Annotated in this window: 16 protein-coding genes and 1 pseudogene; all 17 read left to right on the top strand. The window is 62.2% G+C overall.

Annotated elements, in window-relative coordinates:
* The first annotated feature begins 22 nt into the window (after positions 1-22).
* Entirely contained in the window at positions 23-772 is a 750-nt protein-coding gene (locus WKW77_RS24650) for an electron transfer flavoprotein subunit beta/FixA family protein (protein ID WP_340359528.1), read from the top strand.
* An 11-nt stretch (positions 773-783) separates the two neighbouring features.
* Positions 784-1,716, top strand: coding sequence for an electron transfer flavoprotein subunit alpha/FixB family protein (locus tag WKW77_RS24645; RefSeq protein ID WP_340359527.1), 933 nt, complete (start codon positions 784-786; stop codon positions 1,714-1,716).
* A gap of 418 nt (positions 1,717-2,134) precedes the next feature.
* Positions 2,135-3,838 (top strand): dihydroxy-acid dehydratase, encoded by a 1,704-nt coding sequence (ilvD, locus tag WKW77_RS24640; RefSeq protein WP_340359526.1) that lies wholly within the window; start codon positions 2,135-2,137, stop codon positions 3,836-3,838.
* Positions 3,839-3,865: 27 nt separating this feature from the next.
* A complete protein-coding gene (locus tag WKW77_RS24635) occupies positions 3,866-4,759 on the top strand; it encodes a LysR family transcriptional regulator (protein WP_340359525.1) in 894 nt (297 codons plus the stop codon).
* A gap of 243 nt (positions 4,760-5,002) precedes the next feature.
* Positions 5,003-6,523, top strand: coding sequence for a CoA-acylating methylmalonate-semialdehyde dehydrogenase (locus tag WKW77_RS24630; RefSeq protein WP_340359524.1), 1,521 nt, complete (start codon positions 5,003-5,005; stop codon positions 6,521-6,523).
* 10 nt (positions 6,524-6,533) lie between these two features.
* Complete coding sequence (locus WKW77_RS24625; protein ID WP_340359523.1) at positions 6,534-7,694, top strand: acyl-CoA dehydrogenase family protein; 1,161 nt, start codon at positions 6,534-6,536, stop codon at positions 7,692-7,694.
* A 36-nt stretch (positions 7,695-7,730) separates the two neighbouring features.
* The gene (gene mmsB, locus WKW77_RS24620; protein WP_340359522.1) at positions 7,731-8,630 is read left to right on the top strand and encodes a 3-hydroxyisobutyrate dehydrogenase; all 900 of its coding nucleotides are present in this window, start codon (positions 7,731-7,733) and stop codon (positions 8,628-8,630) included.
* A 103-nt stretch (positions 8,631-8,733) separates the two neighbouring features.
* Positions 8,734-9,516, top strand: coding sequence for an enoyl-CoA hydratase (locus WKW77_RS24615; protein WP_340359641.1), 783 nt, complete (start codon positions 8,734-8,736; stop codon positions 9,514-9,516).
* An 18-nt stretch (positions 9,517-9,534) separates the two neighbouring features.
* Positions 9,535-10,641, top strand: coding sequence for an enoyl-CoA hydratase/isomerase family protein (locus WKW77_RS24610; protein WP_340359521.1), 1,107 nt, complete (start codon positions 9,535-9,537; stop codon positions 10,639-10,641).
* 15 nt (positions 10,642-10,656) lie between these two features.
* A complete protein-coding gene (locus tag WKW77_RS24605; protein ID WP_340359520.1) occupies positions 10,657-12,234 on the top strand; it encodes a PHA/PHB synthase family protein in 1,578 nt (525 codons plus the stop codon).
* A gap of 5 nt (positions 12,235-12,239) precedes the next feature.
* On the top strand, positions 12,240-13,286 hold the full coding sequence (locus tag WKW77_RS24600) for an alpha/beta hydrolase (RefSeq protein ID WP_340359519.1): 1,047 nt from the start codon (positions 12,240-12,242) through the stop codon (positions 13,284-13,286).
* Positions 13,287-13,611: 325 nt separating this feature from the next.
* Complete coding sequence (locus WKW77_RS24595) at positions 13,612-14,001, top strand: hypothetical protein (RefSeq protein ID WP_340359518.1); 390 nt, start codon at positions 13,612-13,614, stop codon at positions 13,999-14,001.
* A gap of 135 nt (positions 14,002-14,136) precedes the next feature.
* Entirely contained in the window at positions 14,137-14,895 is a 759-nt protein-coding gene (locus tag WKW77_RS24590) for a 3-hydroxyacyl-CoA dehydrogenase (protein ID WP_340359517.1), read from the top strand.
* Positions 14,896-14,930: 35 nt separating this feature from the next.
* Positions 14,931-16,115, top strand: coding sequence for an acetyl-CoA C-acyltransferase (locus WKW77_RS24585; RefSeq protein WP_340359516.1), 1,185 nt, complete (start codon positions 14,931-14,933; stop codon positions 16,113-16,115).
* 3 nt (positions 16,116-16,118) lie between these two features.
* On the top strand, positions 16,119-17,255 hold the full coding sequence (locus WKW77_RS24580) for an acyl-CoA dehydrogenase family protein (RefSeq protein WP_340359515.1): 1,137 nt from the start codon (positions 16,119-16,121) through the stop codon (positions 17,253-17,255).
* Positions 17,256-17,643: 388 nt separating this feature from the next.
* Positions 17,644-18,219, top strand: coding sequence for a biotin transporter BioY (locus tag WKW77_RS24575; RefSeq protein ID WP_340359514.1), 576 nt, complete (start codon positions 17,644-17,646; stop codon positions 18,217-18,219).
* Positions 18,104-19,138, top strand: a pseudogene (locus tag WKW77_RS24570) (AMP-binding protein); the annotation flags it as partial. The gene WKW77_RS24575 and the pseudogene WKW77_RS24570, both read left to right, overlap by 116 nt.
* Positions 19,139-19,152: the final 14 nt, after the last annotated feature.

The raw sequence follows: 19,152 nt of genomic DNA, 5'->3' as shown, positions 1-19,152 counted from the left end.
ACTTCAATAGGACATCACGATCATGAAGATTCTCGTTTCCGTCAAGCGGGTCGTCGACTACAACGTGAAGGTGCGCGTGAAGAGCGACGGCACCGGTGTGGACATTGCCAACGTCAAGATGAGCATGAACCCCTTCGACGAGATTGCTGTCGAAGAGGCGGTTCGCCTGAAGGAAAAGGGCGTGGCGACGGAAATCATCGCCGTGTCCTGCGGCGACGCGAAGTGCCAGGAGACGCTGCGCACCGCGATGGCCATCGGTGCCGATCGCGGGATCCTCGTCGAGACCGCCGAAGAGCTGCAGCCGCTGGCGGTTGCCAAGCTGCTCAAGGCCCTGGTCGACAAGGAACAACCCTCGCTCGTCATCCTCGGCAAGCAGGCCATCGATGACGACAACAACCAGACCGGCCAGATGCTGGCGGCGCTGGCGGACCTGCCGCAAGCCACCTTCGCTTCGAAGGTTGAAGTCGCCGGTGACAAAGTGAGCGTCACGCGTGAAGTCGATGGCGGCCTGGAAACCCTCTCGCTGTCTCTTCCCGCCGTCATCACGAGCGACCTGCGCCTGAACGAGCCGCGCTACGTGACCTTGCCCAACATCATGAAGGCCAAGAAGAAGCAGCTCGATACCGTCAAGCCCGAGGACCTCGGCGTGGACGTCAAGCCGCGCCTGAAGACCCTGAAGGTGGCGGAGCCCCCCAAGCGCGGCGCCGGCATCAAGGTGCCCGATGTCGCCACGCTGGTGGACAAGCTGAAGAACGAAGCCAAGGTGATCTGAGGAAGACTGTCATGACCGTACTTGTTATTGCCGAACACGACCACGCCACGCTCAAGCCGGCGACCCTGAACACCGTGACCGCCGGGATCGCCTGCGGCGGTGATGTGCACGTGCTGGTGGCCGGTGCCAATGCCGCCGAAGCCGGCAAGGCTGCTTCTCAAGTCGTCGGCGTTGCCAAGGTGATCGTGGCGGACAGCCCGAGCCTCGCTGAAAACCTCGCCGAGAACGTGGCCGCCCAGGTCCTCGCGATCGCGAAGAACTACAGCCACATCCTGTTCCCCGCTACCGCCAACGGCAAGAACGTCGCGCCCCGCGTGGCCGCCAAGCTGGATGTGGCCCAGATCAGCGACATCACCAAGGTGGACAGCGCCGACACCTTCGAGCGTCCGATCTATGCGGGCAACGCCATTGCCACCGTGCAGAGCAGCGATGCGATCAAGGTCATCACGGTTCGTACGACGGGCTTCGACGCCGCAGCCGCCACGGGCGGCAGCGCAGCCGTCGAGAACGCAGAAGGCGTGGCCGACAGCGGCAAGAGCGCCTTCGTGGGCCGCGAAGTCACCAAGAGCGAGCGTCCCGAACTGACGGCTGCCAAGATCATCGTCTCGGGCGGCCGGGCTCTGGGCAGCGCAGAGAAGTTCACCGAAGTGATGGCCCCGCTGGCCGACAAGCTCGGCGCCGCGCTCGGTGCCAGCCGCGCCGCGGTGGACGCCGGCTACGCCCCGAACGACTGGCAGGTGGGCCAGACCGGCAAGATCGTGGCGCCGCAGCTGTACATCGCCGCCGGGATCTCCGGCGCGATCCAGCATCTGGCCGGCATGAAGGACTCGAAGGTCATCGTCGCGATCAACAAGGACGAGGAAGCCCCGATCTTCTCGGTGGCCGACTACGGCCTCGTGGCCGACCTCTTCACGGCCGTGCCGGAGCTTCTGGAGGCGCTGTAGCCATGGCATTCCTTCGTCAATGTCTACATGTCGTGCGCGCGCTGAGCGGCGAAGAGTCTCCACCTCCGCTGACCCACCGATCGGGCGCCCGTCCCACGAGCGCTCTCGGCAGGGCCTCGGCCACTTGCAGCTTGCCCTCCAGCAGCCATCAATGGAATTTTCTTCACGACCACGAGGAAAGCAGCGCTCCTCATCCAGTTGTGACAGGCAATTCGGTGTGCATTCAATCGCCCGACCAGGTCAGTTCTCCCAAAGTCTGAGGAGCAGGTGCGAGTCTCACATTGTCGACTGCGCATGTTGCATTCACCGTCTTCTGTCGGTCGTCGCAGCGAGGCTTCGAAGAGGCAATAGGTTGCAAAGAAACCATTGGACATCTCCGCAAGTCGTCTCGCTTCACTTTCATATCTAGGAGGAAACAATGGACACGAAACCGATCCAGATCAACCGCCGCAGCGCCAACATCGTCGAAGGCAAGAGCCGGGCGCCGAACCGGTCGATGTTCTATGCCATGGGCTACGAGGAAGCCGACTTCAAGAAGCCGATGGTCGGCGTCGCCAACGGCCACAGCACCATCACCCCCTGCAACTCGGGCCTGCAGAAGCTGGCCGACGCGGCCATCGCGGGCATCGAGGAAGCCGGCGGCAACGCGCAGGTGTTCGGCACGCCGACGATTTCCGACGGCATGGCGATGGGCACCGAAGGCATGAAGTACTCGCTGGTGAGCCGCGAAGTGATCTCCGACTGCATCGAGACCTGCGTCGGCGGCCAGTGGATGGACGGCGTGCTGGTGGTCGGCGGCTGCGACAAGAACATGCCCGGCGGCATGATGGGCATGCTGCGCGCCAACGTGCCGGCGATCTACGTCTACGGCGGCACCATCCTGCCGGGCCACTACAAGGGCCAGGACCTGAACATCGTGAGCGTCTTCGAGGCCGTGGGCCAGAACGCGGCCGGCAACATGAGCGACGAGGACCTGCTGGAAATCGAACGCCGCGCCATCCCCGGCACCGGCTCCTGCGGCGGCATGTACACCGCCAACACCATGTCGAGCGCCTTCGAGGCGCTGGGCATGTCGCTGCCCTACTCGTCCACCATGGCGAACCCGCACGACGAGAAGCAGAACTCGGCCAAGGAATCGGCCAAGGTGCTGATCGAAGCCATCAAGAAGGACCTGAAGCCGCGCGACATCGTGACCAAGAAGGCGATCGAGAACGCGGTCGCGGTCATCATGGCCACCGGCGGCTCGACCAACGCGGTGCTGCACTTCCTCGCGATCGCGCATGCGGCCGGCGTGGACTGGACCATCGACGACTTCGAGCGCATGCGCAAGAAGGTGCCCGTGATCTGCGACCTGAAGCCCAGCGGCAAGTATCTCGCGGTCGACCTGCACAAGGCCGGCGGCATCCCGCAGGTCATGAAGGTGCTGCTGAACGCCGGCCTGCTGCATGGCGACTGCATCACCATCTCGGGCCAGACCGTCGCCGAAGTGCTCAAGGACGTGCCGGACCAGCCTGCTGCCTCCCAGGACGTGATCCGCCCCATCCACAATCCGATGTACGCCGAAGGGCATCTGGCGATCCTCAAGGGCAACCTCTCGCCCGAAGGCGCGGTCGCCAAGATCACCGGCCTCAAGAACCCGGTCATCACCGGTCCGGCGCGCGTCTTCGACGACGAGCAATCGGCGCTGCAGGCGATCCTCGACGGCAAGATCAAGGCCGGCGACGTGATGGTGCTGCGCTACCTCGGCCCCAAGGGCGGCCCCGGCATGCCGGAAATGCTGGCGCCGACCGGCGCGCTGATCGGCGCCGGCCTCGGCGAAAGCGTCGGCCTCATCACCGACGGCCGCTTCTCGGGCGGCACCTGGGGCATGGTGGTCGGCCACGTGGCGCCCGAGGCTGCGGCCGGCGGCACCATCGCCTTCGTCAACGAAGGCGATTCGATCACGATCGATGCGCACGAACTGAAGCTCGAGCTCAATGTGCCCGAGGCCGAGATCGCCAAGCGCCGCGAAGGCTGGAAGGCTCCCGCCCCGCGCTACACGCGCGGCGTGCAGGCCAAATTCGCGTTCAACGCCTCCAGCGCCAGTTGCGGCGCGGTGCTTGACCGATTCGAAGGCAAATAGGCCAAACGTACAAACCTACGGTCGGCCATGGATTGGGATCACCTGCGCTTTTTCCTGGAGCTTGCTCGCTCGGGCACGTTGATAGGCGCGTCTCGGCGACTTGCGGTAGACCACACGACGGTGGCGCGGCGCATCCAAGCGCTTGAAAAGCAGGTTGGCACCGCCCTGTTCTCCCGCGAAGCCGATGGACATCGACTTACCGAAACGGGACGTCGGTTGCAGCCGCAAGTGGAAGCAATGGAGAGTGCATATCTCACGATCGAGAGTGCAACCTCTGCCGCCGATGAGGGGCTGTCGGGCCTGGTGCGAATTGGGGCAACGGAAGGCTTCGGCGCAGTGGTCCTTGCTCCACAACTCGCGCTATTCGCGCGCCAGCATCCCAAGCTGGTGATAGATCTACTGGCCATGCCGCGCTTAGTGCACTTGTCGCGCCGCGAAGCGGATATCGTGATCTCGCTGGAGCGACCGGTGCGTGGACCGGCTGTGGTGGCCAAACTGACCGACTACACGTTGCGCCTCTACGCTTCGAAACGCTATCTCTCTCAGCACCAACCCATCACCTCACGCGACGACCTCCGAGGCCACACTTTCGTCAGCTATGTTGACGACCTGCTCTTCAGCAAGGAACTGCACTATCTCGACGAGTTGTACCGTCCCGAGCACTTCGCGCTTCGCAGCACCAGCATCCTCGCGCAGTATCGGGCTGTGGCGGCAGGCGCCGGGATTGCAGTGCTGCCGGCGTTTATCGCGGAACCCGATGAAACGCTCGTTAGCGTCTTGCCATCGCTGGCCAACTTTACACGCACTTTTTGGATCTCCATGCCTCAGGAGACAAAGCACTTCGCACGAATGCGTGCGATCTGGAATTTCCTTCGCGAGACAGTCGCCAACCAGCAGCCTTTACTGCTGATGAGCCCCTGACGGTAGTCAATAGTGCGGGAGCACTCTCAATGGCAACCAGGGGCTACTACTGGAAAAGCAGTCGTTCGGCGCAAGTCCCTCATTCGGGAAAGATTCGCCATCGACTTCGGAGTGCTGCTGAACGGGTTCGGCCTGCAATTCTGCAGATGCCGGATGCAATTCTGTTCATTGTTTAGCTAATTGCGCGGCGCTAGCATCAAGGACGTCAGTAGCACATCTACTGCTTCTCAGGAGACAAGGTTCATGGACGCCACCACCACGCCCGCGACAAAGGTCGCTACCGTCAAGCTGCTCATCGGCGGCAAGTTCGTCGAGTCGAAGGCCACCGAATGGCGCGACATCGTCAATCCGGCCACGCAGGAACTGCTCGCCAAGGTGCCGTTCGCGACGCCGGCCGAGGTCGATGCCGCGGTCGCTTCCGCCAAGGAAGCCTTCCAGACCTGGCGCAAGACACCGATCGGCGCTCGCGCCCGCATCTTCCTCAAGTACCAGCAACTGATCCGCGAGAACATGGCCGAGCTGGCCGCGATCCTCACGGCCGAACAGGGCAAGACCCTGCCGGATGCCGAGGGCGACGTGTTCCGCGGCCTCGAGGTGGTCGAGCATGCGGCCGCGATCGGCAACCTGCAGCTCGGCGAGATGGCCAACAACGTCGCCAACGGCGTCGACACCTACACGGTGATGCAGCCGCTCGGCGTCTGCGCCGGCATCACGCCCTTCAACTTCCCGGCGATGATCCCGCTGTGGATGTTCCCGATGGCGATCGTCACCGGCAACACCTTCGTGCTGAAGCCCTCCGAGCAGGACCCGATGGTCACGATGCGCCTGTGCGAACTGGCGCTCGAAGCCGGCATCCCGGCCGGAGTGCTCAACGTCGTGCACGGCGGCGAGGCGGTGGTCAACGCGATCTGCGACCACAAGGACATCAAGGCGATCTCCTTCGTCGGCTCGACCAAGGTCGGCACCCATGTCTACAACCGCGCCACGCTGGCCGGCAAGCGGGTGCAATGCATGATGGGCGCGAAGAACCACGCCATCGTGATGCCCGACGCCAACAAGGAGCAGACCCTCAACGCACTGGCCGGCGCGAGCTTCGGCGCCGCGGGCCAGCGCTGCATGGCGGTGTCGGTCGCGGTGCTGGTCGGCGAGGCCCAGAAGTGGGTACCCGAGCTGGTCGAGAAGGCCAAGACGCTGAGGATCGGCGCCGGCACCGAGAAGGGCGTCGACGTCGGCCCGCTGGTGTCCTGCGCGGCCTACGACCGTGTCAACGGCCTGATCGAACGCGGCGTGGCCGATGGCGCGACCCTGGCGCTCGACGGCCGCAAGCCCACGGTGCCCGGCTACGAGAAGGGCAACTTCGTCGGCCCGACGGTGTTCGCCGACGTCAAGCCCGGCATGACGATCTACGAGCAGGAAATCTTCGGCCCGGTGCTGTGCCTGGCCAACGCCGAGAGCATCGACGAGGCGATCGAGATGATCAACGCCAATCCGAACGGCAACGGCACCGCGATCTTCACGCAGTCGGGCGCCGCGGCGCGCCGCTTCCAGGAAGACATCGATGTCGGCCAGGTCGGCATCAACGTGCCGATCCCGGTGCCGGTGCCGATGTTCTCGTTCACGGGTTCGCGCGCTTCCAAGCTCGGCGACCTGGGCCCGTACGGCAAGCAGGTGATCCTGTTCTACACGCAGACCAAGACGGTCACGGAGCGCTGGTTCGACGACAGCACCGCGCACGGCGTCAACACGACCATCAGCCTCAAGTAGGGTCGTACGCATGGACTTCGAGCTTTCCGAAGAGCAGCGCGCCTTTGCCCAGACCGCGCGCGAATTCGCACGGCACGAATTCGCGCCGCATGCGGCGCGCTGGGACGCCGAGGCGATCTTCCCGAAGGACGCCATCGCCAAGGCGGGCGAGTTGGGATTCTGCGGCCTTTACGCGCCTGAAAGCATCGAGGGGCTGGCGCTGCCGCGCCTCGATGCCACGCTGGTGTTCGAGGAGATGGCCGCGGTCGATCCCTCGACCACGGCCTTCATCACCATCCACAACATGGCGACCTGGATGCTCGGCACCTGGGGCGGCCCGGCCGTGCGCGAGCGCTGGGGCGCGGACCTGACCAGCGGGCGCAAGCTGGCCTCGTACTGCCTCACCGAGCCCGGTGCCGGGTCGGATGCCGCTTCGCTCAAGACGCGCGCCGAACTGCAGGGCAACGAGTACGTCATCAACGGCGGCAAGGCCTTCATCTCCGGCGCCGGGTCGACCGACGTGCTGGTGCTGATGGCGCGCACCGGCGGCGGCGGCGCGGGCGGCATCTCGGCACTGGCGGTACCGGCCAATGCGCCCGGCATCAGCTATGGCAAGAAGGAGCACAAGATGGGCTGGAACAGCCAGCCCACGCGCACCATCGATTTCGACAACGTGCGGGTGCCGGCCGTGAACCTGCTCGGCAGCGAAGGCGAGGGCTTCCGCATCGCGATGAAGGGGCTCGACGGCGGGCGCATCAACATCGCGACCTGCTCGGTCGGCGCGGCCCAGGGCGCGCTCGACGCGGCCCGGCGCTACCTGCATGAGCGGCAGCAGTTCGGCAAGCCGCTGGCGAGCTTCCAGGCGCTGCAGTTCAAGCTGGCGGACGTGGCGACCGAGCTGGTGGCGGCACGCCAGATGGTGCGGCTGGCCGCGAGCAAGCTCGATGCCGGCCATGCCGACGCCAGCACCTATTGCGCGATGGCCAAGCGCTTTGCGACCGATGCGGGCTTCACGGTCTGCAACGACGCGCTGCAACTGCACGGCGGTTACGGCTACCTGAGCGAATTTCCGCTCGAGCGGCTGGTTCGCGATGCCCGCGTGCACCAGATCCTCGAAGGCACCAACGAAATCATGCGCGTGATCGTTGCGCGAAAACTTCTCGAGCCAGATGACGCGGGCGATATTCGCTGACGTTTGGCTTACAGATAATTCCTCGGAGAGAGCGTCGTGAAAGTTGCATTTGTAGGATTGGGCAATATGGGTGGGCCGATGGCGCTCAACCTGCACAAAGCTGGATTCCAGGTGCGTGCCTTCGACTTGTCGATTGCAGCTTGCGATCTTTTGCGAGGCCAAGGCGTATGCATTGCCGAATCAGCCACTGCTGCTGCCTTGCCTGATGTGGATGTCGTGGTCAGCATGCTTCCTGCCAGCCACCATGTCGAAGCGCTCTATCTTGGAGATGGAAGCGCGCCGGGCCTCTTGGAGATGATTGCCCCAGGGACGTTGGTCATCGACAGCAGCACCATTGCTGCCTCCAGCTCGCGCAAAGTCGCGAAGGCGGGCGAGAAACGCGGCATTGCGGTCATCGACGCACCTGTCTCGGGCGGAACCGGCGGCGCCATTGCCGGCACCCTGACATTCATGGTCGGCGGGCACGCTTCACACCTGGAACGCGCACGTCCATTGCTCGAGAAAATGGGCTCGAACATCTTCCACGCGGGCGAAGTGGGGGCAGGCCAAACGGCCAAGATCTGCAACAACATGCTCCTGGGTGTCCTGATGATCGGCACCTCCGAGGCCATCGCGCTGGGTTTGGTTAACGGCCTAGACCCCAAAGTGTTGTCGGAGATCATGCGCCGTAGCTCGGGCGGAAATTGGGCGCTGGAAAAGTACAACCCGCTGCCGGGTGTGATGGAGAACGCGCCGGCTTCCAAGGGCTACGTCGGCGGCTTCGGGACCGACCTGATGCTGAAGGACCTTGGCTTGGCGCAGGAGAACGCAGCGGCTGTAGGCGCGTCCACGCCTCTCGGCGGTCTGGCGCGCAACCTGTACGCCGCCCACAGCCTAACGGGCCACGGCGCATCGGACTTCTCTAGCGTCATCAAGTTGTTTCAGAACAGAAGCTGAACTGCGTTCCGAGTGAGGTCCCTCCCTCAGCGGGCAGTACGGACACGAGTTCGGATCCGTATGAATGGATTTCGTGCATGCGCTGCACCTTTTGGAGAATCGAATGTCGGAATATATAGGTCTCGATCTTGAAAAGCGCGGACATGTAGCGCTTGTCACCCTTAGAAATCCACCTGCCCATACCTGGACGCAAGAAAGTCTCTCGGCACTGACAAAGCTTGTCGGTGACCTGGAGCGCGACCCTGATATCTATAGCTTGATCATCACAGGCGACGGAGAAAAATTCTTCTCTGCCGGCGCTGATCTCAAAGCATTTGCAGACGGGAACAAGGCGACCGCACGCAGCATGGCGCGCCGCTTCGGTGAAGCCTTCGAAGCTCTTGCCAACTTTCGCGGCTTGAGCATCGCGGCAATCAACGGGTTTGCGATGGGGGGCGGGCTCGAATGCGCCCTGGCCTGCGATCTGCGCATCTGCGAAGAACACGCGCAGATGGCTCTGCCAGAGGCGGCGGTCGGCCTGTTGCCCTGCGCGGGCGGAACGCAATGGCTGGCATGGAATATCGGCGAGAGCTGGGCCAAGCGAATGGTCCTTTGCGGGGAGCGCGTGAATGCCCCGACTGCGCTTCGTCTGGGATTGGTTGAAGAGGTGCTGCCACGCGGAAAGTCGCTTGAGCGTGCGTTGGAGCTGGCGAAGTCAGTGGAGCGGCAAAGCCCGACCAGCGTTGCAGCATGCAAGAAGCTCATTCAAAGTGCCCGCACCCAGTCGCCCAACATTGCATTGGCCGCTGAGCGGGAGGCATTCGTTGACCTTTTTGATACCGAGGACCAACGGGAAGGCGTGGGCGCGTTCTTGGGCAAGCGGGCTCCGCAATGGCGTAATCGCTGATGGTTTCGGAAGAGTGAAATGCAACGCAGCGTGTTGTTCAATGAGATCTCGACTGCGTGTGGCAGACGATTTGGCCATGCGACGCTGAACTCGCCTGCCACGCTCAACGCGCTATCGCTTGAGATGATCGACCGCCTGGGTCCGATGCTCTCACTGTGGGCGGACGACGCCAACATCGCCGGAGTCGTGATCGACTCTGTGGGGGACAAAGCGTTTTGTGCCGGCGGGGATCTTCAGTTGCTCTATGCTTCAATGAAGGAAACTCCACCAGGGGAAATCCCGCTGGAAGCGGCCAGGTTCTTTGAGCGGGAATATCGCCTCGACTACCAGATTCATACTTACCAAAAGCCAGTTCTTTGTTGGGCCCACGGAATTGTGATGGGCGGCGGAATAGGGCTCCTTGCAGGGGCGTCGCATCGCGTAGCCACGCCGCGAACGCGACTGGCAATGCCGGAGATCTCAATAGGCCTCTACCCGGATGTTGGGGGGAGTTGGTTCTTGCGTCGGTCACCGGGAAAGTCTGGCTTGTTTCTGGCGTTGACAGGTGCGTCCATAAATGCAGCCGATTCTCGATTCGTAGGTCTAACCGATTTTGTGGTTCCTCAAGAACAGAAGGAACACGTATTGACGGCCATTGCAGGTTCAAAGTGGTTCGACAACACCGAACGGAACTCGGCACAGCTTAGTCACATCGTGCTCGACCATTCGGAGCACGGCGAGCTTGCTGAATCGAACATTCGAAAGCACTTCGATCTCATCGATTCGATAGTCGGCCATGACACCTTTATCGATCTCGCTCGTCGGCTGCAGATCTTGTCTCAGGATGAGGACACCTGGCTTTCGGGCGCCGCGACGAACTTCGTCAAGGGCTCACCGACGTCCGCGGCGTTGGCGTTTGCACTTTGGCGACGCGTGTTGCACATGTCCATGGCCGATGTGCTTCGTCTTGAGTATCACGTGTCGGTGGCCTGCGCCCGGTTCGGCGATTTCGCTGAAGGTATCCGTGCCTTGATCATTGACAAAGACCGTAATCCGCGATGGCGGCCGGGCACGCTTGAGGAAGTCAGTGAGAGCTATGTCCAGTCGTTCCTTCAGCCACCGCACCCTTTGGCCGATTTGCTCTAAGTAGGACGAACCGTCATGAATCCCGAGAGCTTGCAGCGTCTGTTTGACAACTGGGCCAGAACTTGGCTATCGCAGTTCCGTTCCGATGAAACTGCCGCCAGTCCATTGTCAGATGATCCCAGATTCAAAGACCCTTCGTGGACAGCTACGCCGTATGGACAGTTCCTGCTCAAATGGTATGAGGCGGCAGCGCGCACGGCGAAGGAAATCGGGAACTTTGGAACAGCCTTACCGCCACACCAGAAGAGCGTCTGGAACTTTTACGTCCAGTATGCCATCGACGCGCTCTCGCCTTCGAACTACTTCCTGACCAATCCGCAGGCTATACAAAGGGCGGCGGACACCCGAGGTGAAAGCATCTTGATCGGTGTCACGCGCATGCTTCAAGATCTGCAAAGGAATGCGCTGCCGGCGACCAGTGACATGGAGACCTTCAAGGTCGGGAAAAATCTGGCGCCTACTTCCGGATCGGTGGTCTATCAGAACGAGATATTCCAACTCATCCAGTACGAGCCTTTGGCGACGAGAGTCAACGCGGTTCCGTTGCTAATCGTGCCCCCGTGCGTCAACAAGTTCTATGCTTTTGACCTGAATGAGCAGAAGTCGTTCGTTAGGTTCCTGCTCGAGCAAGGGCACAACGTCTTCATTATGTCCTGGAGGAACCCACGCGCTGGGGAGACGCATCACAGTTGGGCCGACTACGTGTTCGATGGCGTGCACAAGGCAGTGGAGTTAACTTGCGAGGTAGGAGATTCGGCCAAGGTAAATCTGATGTCATGGTGCATCGGGGGAGCATTGGCTGCGTCGGCGATCGGCGTAATGAATCCAAACGAGAAGAAGAGAGTCGCATCTGCCACGTTTCTGACAACGCTTGTTGATTATTCAGATCACGGCGAGGTTGGCATCTTCATCGACGAGCCGCAGGTCTGTGCCTTCGAGCCCCGAGTGCGGATGAAAGGAGTGATGCCAGGCCAGGATTTGGCTAAGGCAATGGCGATGCTCCATGCAAATGATTCGATCTGGAACTTTTACGTTAACAATTACCTGCTCGGTGACAACATCCCGCCGTTCGACGTTCTGTACTGGAACAGCGATACCGCGAACATTCCTGCTGACCTCTATCAGTACTATGTCGAAAACATGTACTTGAAGAATTTGATGCGTGTGCCTGGCGCTCTTTCCCTACGCGGGCGCAAGATGGACGTAAGCAAGATCGATGTACCGTGCCTCTTTGTCTCCGCGAGTGAAGATCACATCGTGCCATGGCGGACCACGCTATTGGCGTTGGAGCTGGTATCCGGTCCTTCAGAATTTCTCTTGACAGAAGGTGGGCATGTCTCTGGAACGGTGATCAACCATCCGGCGAAATCCAGAAAGAGTTATTGGGTGAATGGGCCGAGAACCATGGGTCCGGACGCTTGGAAGGAGGGTGCCGAGCGTCGGCAAGGGAGCTGGTGGCCCGAATGGTGTAGTTGGGTCTCGAGAATCGATGATAGGCAGATTGCGGCACCCAAAGAACTCGGAACTGATACGTGGCCGGCGTTGGAGCCCGCGCCGGGTTCTTACGTGGTTGAGCAGGTTCCTCAGGGCTGATTTCAATGAGGAACTTCGACGCCAACGGACCCTTCCGCACCGCTTTGCCCAAGGTAGCGGTGGATTACTTTCGTGTACCCGGCATTGATCCAGCCGTTACCATTCACCTCCGGCACAAGCGCTTGGCAGGTGACTTGCCTCGCGGCGAACACCCTGTCGTCATATTCGTTCATGGCGCTACTTATCCGGGCACAGTCGTTTTCGACCATGCCATGTTTGGTGGCGGATCGTGGCTTGACTACATGGCGGTGCACGGGTTTGATGCGTATTCGTTCGACGTTCGGGGCTACGGGCTGTCTTCGCGCCCTGCGGAGTTCGGCGAGGGAAGTCGTCGTGGACTTCCCTATGCGCGTACCCCTGATGCCATAGCAGATCTGAAGGCTGTGGTCGATTTTGTTCGCGCGCGCACCCCGAGGTCCAAGGTGAACTTGGTCGGATGGTCATGGGGCACTGCGATCGCCGGAGGATTCGCTTCAAAATACGGTGAGCTTGTGCGACACATCGTAATGGTTTCACCGTTGTGGATTATTCGAAACTCGCCAGTGTCGGCAATGTCGCGCTGGATGACGTCGGCAGTGCCAACCTTGCTACAGAGTGGGGACCTTCTTGGCGCATATCGCAGCATTTCGAAGTCCGAAGCGCGACGACGATGGGTACGCGGCTTGGAGCCCGACGTGGCTGAGCAATTGATGCCACGTGCAGAGTTCGACGGTTGGTGGCGGGCGCTTGCGAACGTTCAGGGGAATGATGACGAGTCAAGCGAATCGGTGGAGGCACCCAATGGCGTAATGGCAGACTTGGTCGATGTCTGGTCTGCAGGTCAGGCAACCTATACCCCTGAGAGTATTTCATCGCCGACTTTGCTGCTGGTGGGGGAATGGGATGTGGATACGCCGGCCTACATGGCACAGGAGATCTTCTCGCGTCTGAAAGGGGCCTCTTACAAGCGGCTGGAGGTACTCGCGCGCGGTACCCATTCCATGGCTCTTGAGGTGAACCGTGTCGATCTCTATCGCCGGACCCGTGAGTTCTTGCAGACACGTTTCATTTGAGTTGGTCCTGTGGTCGATAACGGGCCACGTCCCGGGCGACGCGCAGGTTGGCAGCGATTCGGCGCGCCTCGCACGAAGGCTGCCGACAGGATGTTTGATACAGAACCTTTCCGGTTGGGTCAGGATCGCAGCGGGGAAAGCTATGGAAGATGCGGGGTCTGCCGTTGGGGCCAGGAGTCCCGCAACGGACTTTTCGGCGCTCGCCGCATTGGCCTCTTGGGCGATTGAAACTTATCGGATCGAACTGGCTTTGGACTGTGAGCGATTTGGACGGCTTTCGCCAAGCGCCCTCCTGCGTACCGTTGAAGGGCGAGACGGCGAGCAAATGCTTCTCCGGACCTATCCATGCCAGGGCGTCTTATGCCTTGCCGAATCAGACGAGGATCGCCTCACGCAACTTGCTGCTGTCTTGGCGGTGGGTTCCATGGCGATATGGCCTGCAAACAGCGCCGTGATGCTAGTTGCTCAGTTGCCTGACGCGGTAAGCCAATGGATTCGTCTGGTAGATGATTGGACGATTGCGAACTTCAATGCCGTGCTGCATCACGGTGGGGAAGATGGTTTTCGGCAGGTGCAGGACAAGATTTCAGAACGAGGTACCCCAATGATTGGCTTGCAAACGATCAGGCCCGGTTCGGCTGATATTCGACTCGACGTTCTTGTAGTCGAGCGACCCTCAGACGTCGAATACGCGCGTGACTGGAAGTTCGTGTGAGCGATGAACCTTCGCTGCTCGGGCAGTAGGCGTCAGATGATGGTCCTCAGCTGAGAGCGTCATGGGCTCGCAGCATGAGGTGCATCGCCGCAATCTTGAACACCGCGTGGCAGCTAGAAACCAAAGGAGCATGAATTGAGAATTGATACGAACGTCTTTCTTGTAACGGGCGGGGCCTCTGGCCTTGGCGAAGGCACGGCACGCATGCTTGCCGCCAACGGCGGCAAGGTCGTGGTTGCAGACATGCAGACTGACAGAGGAGAAGCCGTCGCGCATGACATCGGCGGCGTGTTCGTGAAGTGCGACGTTTCCCAGGAAGCCGACGGTATGGCCGCAGTGGCTACCGCCTTAGCACTAGGCAAGTTGGGCGGCCTAGTCAACTGCGCCGGCATCGCACCAGCCGAGAAGACAGTGGGCAAGAACGGAGCGCACGCCATGAATGTTTTCAGCAGGACACTCATGATCAATCTGCTTGGCACCTTCAACATGATCCGCCTCGCGGCAGACGCCATGTCCAGGAACGAGCCCGAGCCGACGGGAGAACGTGGGGTGCTGATCTCCACCGCCTCGGTTGCGGCCTATGACGGACAGATTGGACAGGCCGCATATAGCGCATCCAAAGGTGGTGTGGTCGGGATGACGCTACCAATTGCGCGCGATCTGGCGCGGCTTGGGATCCGCAACATGACGATTGCGCCCGGGATCTTTGGCACGCCAATGCTCTTCGGCATGCCGCAGGAGGTCCAGGACGCATTGGCTGCCAGCGTACCGTTCCCCTCGCGGCTTGGCACTCCTGCGGATTACGCCAAGCTAGCGAAACACATCATTGAGAACGACATGCTGAATGGCGAAGTCATTCGCCTTGACGGCGCAATCAGATTGGCTCCGAGGTAGGCCATATCCCAAACCCAAAACTCATCAGGAATGCCATGTCTGAAATCATTGTTATCCTCGGCGCAGCCCGTACCCCGATGGGCGGCTTCCAAGGCGACTTTTCTTCTCTCGCGGCGCACGACCTCGGCGGCGTGGCGATCAAGGCTGCCATCGAGCGTGCGGGCATCAGCGCCGACAGCGTGGGCGAGGTGCTCTTCGGCAATTGCCTGATGGCGGGCCAGGGCCAGGCGCCGGCGCGGCAGGCGGCCTACAAGGGTGGCCTGCCCGACAGCGCCGGCGCGGTCACGCTCAGCAAGATGTGCGGCTCGGCCATGAAGGCGGCCATGATGGCGCACGACATGCTGCTCGCGGGCACGCACGAGGTGATGGTGGCCGGCGGCATGGAAAGCATGACCAACGCGCCCTACCTGATGCTCAAGGGCCGTGGCGGCTACCGCATGGGCCATGACCGCATCTTCGACCACATGATGCTCGACGGCCTGGAAGACGCCTACCAGCCGGGCCGCTCCATGGGCACTTTCGGCGAGGACTGCGCGGCCAAGTACAAGTTCACGCGCGAGCAGCAGGATGCGTTCGCGATCGCCAGCGTGGAGCGCGCGAAGGCGGCCACGACGTCGGGCGCCTTCAAGGCCGAGATCGCTGCAGTGACCGTCAAGGGCCGCGGCGGCGAGACGGTGATCGAGATCGACGAAGGTCCGGGCAAGGTCAAGGTCGACAAGATCCCGACGCTCAAGCCGGCCTTCAAGAAGGATGGCGGCACGATCACCGCCGCGTCGAGCTCGTCGATCAACGACGGTGCCGCCGCGCTGGTGATGATGACCGAGAGCACCGCGAAGAAGTACGGCGCGAAGCCGATCGCGCGCCTCGTCGCCCACACCACGCACGCGCAGCAGCCCGAGTGGTTCTCCACCGCACCGGTCGGCGCGGTCGCCAAGCTGTTCAAGAAGACCGGCTGGGGCGTGAAGGACGTCGACCTGTGGGAAGTCAACGAGGCCTTCGCGGTGGTGCCGATGGCGCTGATGCACGAGCTGTCGGTGGCGCACGACATCGTCAACGTGAACGGCGGCGCCTGCGCGCTCGGCCACCCGATCGGCGCGAGCGGCGCGCGCATCATGGTGACGCTGATCCATGCGCTGCAGCAGCGCGGCAAGAAGCGCGGCGTCGCGACGCTGTGCATCGGCGGCGGCGAGGGTACCGCTGTGGCTATTGAATTGATCTAAGCCATGCTGTTGACACCTGACCAGGAAGCCATCCGCGAAGCCGTGCGCGCCTTTGCGCAGGCCGAGCTGTGGCCGAACGCGCCGCAATGGGACCGCGACCGCAGCTTTCCCAAGGCGGCCCACGAGGGCCTGGCGGCGCTGGGCGCCTACGGCATCTGCGTGCCGGAGGAAGACGGCGGCGCGGGGCTCGACTACCTCACGCTCGCGCTGGTGCTCGAAGAGATCGCTGCTGGCGACGGCGGCACCAGCACAGCGATCAGCGTGACCAACTGCCCGGTCAACGCGATCCTGATGCGCTACGGCAATGCGGCGCAGAAGAAGAGATGGCTGCAGCCGCTCGCGCAGGGCACAATGCTCGGCGCCTTCTGCCTCACCGAGCCGCAGGCGGGCAGCGATGCCTCGTCGCTGAGCACTACGGCGCGCAAGGACAAGGACGGTGATGGCGGCTGGGTGATCGACGGCGTCAAGCAGTTCATCACCAGCGGCAAGAACGGGCAGGTCGCGATCGTGATCGCGGTCACCGACAAGGGCGCGGGCAAGCGCGGCATGAGCGCCTTCATCATGCCGACCGATGCACCGGGCTACAACGTCGCGCGTCTGGAAGACAAGCTGGGGCAGCATTCGAGCGACACCGCGCAGATCAACTTCGACGGCTGCCGCATCCCGGCCGAGAACCTGATCGGTCAGGAAGGCGAGGGCTACAAGATCGCGCTCGGCGCGCTCGAAGGCGGGCGCATCGGCATCGCCGCACAGAGCGTGGGCATGGCGCGCAGTGCCTTCGAGTTCGCGGTCCACTACGCGAAGGAGCGGCAGGCTTTCGGCGGTTCGATCTTCGACCAGCAGGCAGTGGGCTTCCGGCTCGCAGAATGCGCGACGCAGATCGAGGCGGCCCGCCAGTTGATCTGGCACGCGGCCAGCCTGCGCGATGCCGGCCTGCCGTGCCTGAAGGAAGCAGCCATGGCCAAGCTCTTCGCGAGCGAGATGGCCGAGCGCGTGTGCAGCGCCGCGATCCAGACGCTGGGCGGCTACGGCTACGTCAACGACTTTCCGTTGGAGCGCATCTACCGCGATGTGCGGGTGTGCCAGATCTACGAAGGCACTTCGGATATCCAGAAGCTGCTGATTCAGCGTGAGCTGTAGGCGCAAAGGGAATGCGAGGCGCAAGTGCGGAATGAACCCGTCTACAACTTGGCCAAGCGACCGATAAAGGTGACTGGTTGCCGTTTTTCCGCCCGCGCTGCGCGGAAAGAATCGCGTCTTTTTGATCGGGTCGCCATTGAACTCGAACGACGGACTGACCCTTGGGTCGTTGCCGCGTATGGGGCATCCCATCTTCCATGGGCAATGACAGCGACCAGACGACGCCCACGGCGCCTCGCACCGAGTCGATCTGGTGCGCTGGCACCTCAGGTGGTGCGCAAGCAGCAGTCGTCGGAGCGCGTTGTCGACACGCTAGACGCCCATCTCGGCCCTGAGGCGATCACCATTTCAAGAACTTGATCCAACCTTCAACCCATATGCGATCACCATGACAATTGCGCCTTCCACCACTTCGTCCCGCACTCTCGCGCATGTCGCGCTCTTCGCTGCGTCGATCGCAGTCATGGGGATGATCCCCAAGATCGACTTGCCGCTCGGTATCCCGATCACCCTACAGACGTTAGGAGTAATGATGGCGGGCTGCCTGCTTGGCGCAAGGCGCGGTTCCCTTGCGGTCGGCCTCTTCTTGCTTGCGGTAGCGCTGGGGATGCCGCTGCTGGCCGGGGGACGTGGCGGCTTGGGCGTATTCGTCGCGCCATCGGCCGGATTCCTGATTGGATGGCCGCTCGGTGCGGCGGCGAGTGGTTTTGTGATGCGCCGACTGTCGCACCTTCGAGGCCGCGCGCTGCTGGCTGGCGCCTTCGTTTCGGCTCTGGTTGGCGGTATCGGCGTCGTCTATGTCTTCGGCATTGCCGGCCTCGCGTTGATCGCCAAGCTCTCCGTCCAGCATGCCGCACTGGCCAGCGCGGTGTTCATCCCGGGTGACCTGCTCAAATGCGCCATCTGCGCAGTCGTCGTGCAGACGGTGGTGCGCGGTTTGCCGCATTGGCGCTTGGCCGAGTGAGGGCTGCCGGCGCCGTTTGACTATGCTGGATCCAGATCATGCGAGCGAGCGCTCGTTCGCCGGTGGCGCTGCAGGCCTTGCTGCGCCGCCCGAGTTCGAAACAGTTCACGAACCGATCGCTTACTGGGCCGCCCGCACGCCGAAGGCGACGGCCATCGACGATGGATCGATGCGCGTGAGCTTTGAGGCGCTTTGGGATCAGATCGACGCCACCGCGCGATCAAGGTCCCGACCGATTGCACCATCACCCGTGTGGGTCGACGACGCAGGAACGCCGGGCGAGCAACTCGTCAGCTTTCTGAGGATCCTCGCTGCAGGACATGCCGCCGCGGTCGGCGATCCCGACTGGTCACCAGAGTTGCGATGCAAGGTCACAGAGTTGTTGGCCGCATCGTCCATCGGGGCGCCGACGAGCGACCTGACGCTTCCCCCGGGCTCGTTCTACGTGGGCTTCACGTCTGGTAGCACGGGCGTCCCCAAGGGCTTCGTGCGAAGCCACCGCTCGTGGACGAGCAGTTTCGAGGCCTGCCTCGAAGCATTCGGTCCGGCTGTGCGCACCCCGTTGCTGGCGCCAGGACGCCTTTCGCATTCGCTGTTCCTGTTGGGTGCACTCATGGGCTTGTGGAGCGGAGCGGGGGTGCGCCTGCAATCGCGCATCTCCGCCGACGCCGCGCTCCAGACGTTTCGTCGGGGCGATGCACGAAGTCTCATCGTCGTGCCCAGCCAGCTCATCCTGATGCTCGAGCACGCGCACCGCAACGACCCTCGGCCCATCGAAATGACTCAATTGGTGATGATCGGGGGCGCAGCATGGCCGCGCGCCCGCATTCCTCAGTTGCAGGCGCTCTTTCCCAACGCACGCATCGTCGAGTTTTATGGCGCTTCCGAGACCAGCTTCATCGCCTGGACTGATAGCCGTGTCGACCTGCCAGC

The organism is Variovorax ureilyticus (assembly GCF_037889935.1).
GTDB lineage: Bacteria > Pseudomonadota > Gammaproteobacteria > Burkholderiales > Burkholderiaceae_C > Variovorax > Variovorax ureilyticus.
The sequence above is the reverse complement of the archived record's forward strand: the minus strand, read 5'-3'. Positions and strand labels throughout refer to the sequence as shown.

Excerpts from the sequence above, each read along its gene's own strand:
- WKW77_RS24650 (WP_340359528.1), top strand. The coding sequence starts at position 23 with ATGAAGATTCTCGTTTCCGTCAAGCGGGTCGTCGACTACAACGTGAAG.
- WKW77_RS24645 (WP_340359527.1), top strand. The coding sequence starts at position 784 with ATGACCGTACTTGTTATTGCCGAACACGACCACGCCACGCTCAAGCCG.
- ilvD (WP_340359526.1), top strand. The coding sequence starts at position 2,135 with ATGGACACGAAACCGATCCAGATCAACCGCCGCAGCGCCAACATCGTC.
- WKW77_RS24635 (WP_340359525.1), top strand. The coding sequence starts at position 3,866 with ATGGATTGGGATCACCTGCGCTTTTTCCTGGAGCTTGCTCGCTCGGGC.
- WKW77_RS24630 (WP_340359524.1), top strand. The coding sequence starts at position 5,003 with ATGGACGCCACCACCACGCCCGCGACAAAGGTCGCTACCGTCAAGCTG.
- WKW77_RS24625 (WP_340359523.1), top strand. The coding sequence starts at position 6,534 with ATGGACTTCGAGCTTTCCGAAGAGCAGCGCGCCTTTGCCCAGACCGCG.
- WKW77_RS24615 (WP_340359641.1), top strand. The coding sequence starts at position 8,734 with ATGTCGGAATATATAGGTCTCGATCTTGAAAAGCGCGGACATGTAGCG.
- WKW77_RS24610 (WP_340359521.1), top strand. The coding sequence starts at position 9,535 with ATGCAACGCAGCGTGTTGTTCAATGAGATCTCGACTGCGTGTGGCAGA.
- WKW77_RS24605 (WP_340359520.1), top strand. The coding sequence starts at position 10,657 with ATGAATCCCGAGAGCTTGCAGCGTCTGTTTGACAACTGGGCCAGAACT.
- WKW77_RS24600 (WP_340359519.1), top strand. The coding sequence starts at position 12,240 with ATGAGGAACTTCGACGCCAACGGACCCTTCCGCACCGCTTTGCCCAAG.
- WKW77_RS24595 (WP_340359518.1), top strand. The coding sequence starts at position 13,612 with ATGCTTCTCCGGACCTATCCATGCCAGGGCGTCTTATGCCTTGCCGAA.
- WKW77_RS24585 (WP_340359516.1), top strand. The coding sequence starts at position 14,931 with ATGTCTGAAATCATTGTTATCCTCGGCGCAGCCCGTACCCCGATGGGC.
- WKW77_RS24580 (WP_340359515.1), top strand. The coding sequence starts at position 16,119 with ATGCTGTTGACACCTGACCAGGAAGCCATCCGCGAAGCCGTGCGCGCC.
- WKW77_RS24575 (WP_340359514.1), top strand. The coding sequence starts at position 17,644 with ATGACAATTGCGCCTTCCACCACTTCGTCCCGCACTCTCGCGCATGTC.